Raw genomic sequence first — 2,364 nt, forward strand, 5'->3', positions numbered from 1 at the left:
ATTTAATCTTTCCATAACCTTATAAGAACAGCGCCATCAGCTCCAGCGCCGCTTGGAGAGGAATCTCCATGAGAGCCAGCACCTCCGCCCCCAAAACCACGCCCTGCTTTTCCCGAACTATAGGAACCTTTGCCGACTCCTCCAGAGCCACCACGTGATGTATCACCTCCAGCATCGCCTCCATTACCGCTTGTTTTACTCGTAATTCCATTCGTTCCAGCATAACCATTTCCGCCTTTGGCAATTCCTAGATGTTCATCCGTTGCTAAACCAAAGTTTCCACCTGTTCCTCCAGCACCGCCATCGCCTGAATAGTAGGTAGTCGTACCACCACCAAATCCCGTGTGAGATTGATAGGCAGAAGCACCCCCACCACCATGTCCTCCTGTCGCCGTAATAAAATTCTTTCCAACAGCTGTTGTTCCTCCAGAATTTCCTGTCGCACTGCGTGATGCAACAGAAGCGCCTCCTTTACCAATGATGATATCCTGGTGACCGTTTAAACTGGCTTTATAGCCATACCAGACTGAACAACCGCCACCGCCGCCACCTCCTCCTAATCTTGGCGTATCCGCTCCGCCACCACTACCGCCACCGCCCCATGCTTGGATCTCAACTTTAGTTTTATCCGTTACCCAATCAGGCCATTGAATTTTCCCATCCTGTGTATAGAGCAATTCAGCATCAGCAAGCGCAGACCAATTAATGAGTTTATCAACTAAGCCTTGTTTAATTTTTTTAATTTCTTGCTTGAGAATATCTATGTCTGATTTCGTATAAACAAGATCTCCATCGACCCTCAAAGGTCCTTTCAAGGTGCTTCCGTTTGTGTTTAAATTGGTAACCACTTCACCATTATGGATAAGGTTAAACGACGAATTACCCAACAGTTCTAAGCCACCACTCATAGTGACTTTGCTGGTAAATTTATTATAGCTTTGCCATTCATTTGGGCTTGTGAGGCGACCATAGCTTGTGAGATCTTCATTGATCTTGGCTCTAAAATCATCAAGCCCCACAATATCTTCGGTTTTATGTTGATGTGCGCCTAACAGTGAGACAGCACTCCCAAAGGTGAAGTTATTGTTGCTTGATTTATAGAGAACATAATTGTTGGCAGCATCGTGTGCACCCTCGATATCGCTTAAATCAGCAAATGAGAAAGTTTTATCCGCTGCCATTTTGCCATTGAGAGCGCTTTCTAGATTTGTGATTTCGCTTATGGTGTGCGTGTGTTTTGAAGGCGCTTTTTCGTCTACCTTGTCCTCAACATCGGCTATTGCCTGATCAATTTTTGTCAAGTTTTCGCGCAAGATTGGGAATTCAGAACTGATAAAACGCCCCTCTTTAGGCAATTCCATATCGAGTTTTTTGGTTTTTGTCATCTCTGTTCTCCCATCACAATATGCCAGCGCCAAAATCACACACCATGGACCGCGCTGCCGGTCCACCGGTAAGCGTGAGTTTGAGGCGCGCTTGTTTGGCTGTTTTATCGCTGCTCACAAATTTGCGCTCTGTCCAAAGCGGTTCAGCGAGTTGTTCTGTTTCGTCGAGTTTCAAAGGAACAAAAGCACCATCATCCAGTTGCATCTCGAGTGTAAAGGTTGCACCGCCCGGTAAAAAGGTTTTGATATAGCTGGTCAACCTTGCCTTTTCCCCAAAGGCAAAAGCACGCGTGACATAGGTAGCTTCCTTATGGATCTTTCCCGCAATCAATTGAACAGGCGCAAACAAGACGGGTGAGAGCTTTTCGGTGCCTTTGAGAATAGCGCGAAGCTTTATCTTTTCACTGATATATTCAGTAAGACTGAGTAATTGAAAGGGAAGGAGTTGATAAACCGTGCCGTTGTTTCTTTCAATTTCAAAGATGACAGAACAATCGCTTGAAGGCAATTCAATGGCTGCGCGTATTTGTAAATCAGAGCAGTCCACAAGATCAAAAGTGCCAAGATCAATGGTTTTTTCTGTTTGTGTGTAGCGTGCCGCCAGCACTCGAAAGGCTAAAGCCTCATCTTGATGGGCTGTCCAACTTTGTGCGTTAACAGAAGAAAAGCGTGGACCGGTCACGTAAGGGTGACTTGAGACATATCTCTGGTGTTCTGCATCAAAATCCCCAAGCTTTGCTAGTGAGACAGAATGATCAGCATCATCGGTTTTAATGACAAAAGCCGTTAAGCGGTCATCCATCACAAGGAGTGGTACATCATAGCGTGCTTCTGCCCAACCTAGCTTTGCGCCCTTCATAGAATAAAAGCTTTGCGCTTGAATATCGGCGGTCGGATAACCGTTTTCTGTAGTGACCAAATCAATCACCAAATCATGGTTCTGATTGCCGATTTTGCAAAGATGAAAGTCAATACCGGT

Annotated in this window: 1 protein-coding gene and 1 pseudogene; both read right to left on the bottom strand. The window is 45.5% G+C overall.

The window, feature by feature from the left end:
- Positions 1-2: 2 nt before the first annotated feature.
- The gene (locus ACFINE_RS09530) at positions 3-1,385 is read right to left on the bottom strand and encodes a Bgr_08870 family protein (RefSeq protein WP_375621869.1); all 1,383 of its coding nucleotides are present in this window, start codon (positions 1,383-1,385) and stop codon (positions 3-5) included.
- A 13-nt stretch (positions 1,386-1,398) separates the two neighbouring features.
- Positions 1,399-2,364 (bottom strand): annotated as a pseudogene (locus ACFINE_RS09535) (DUF4815 domain-containing protein); the annotation flags it as partial.

The organism is Bartonella sp. AA97HXZ (assembly GCF_042196985.1).
Classification (GTDB): Bacteria; Pseudomonadota; Alphaproteobacteria; order Rhizobiales; family Rhizobiaceae; genus Bartonella.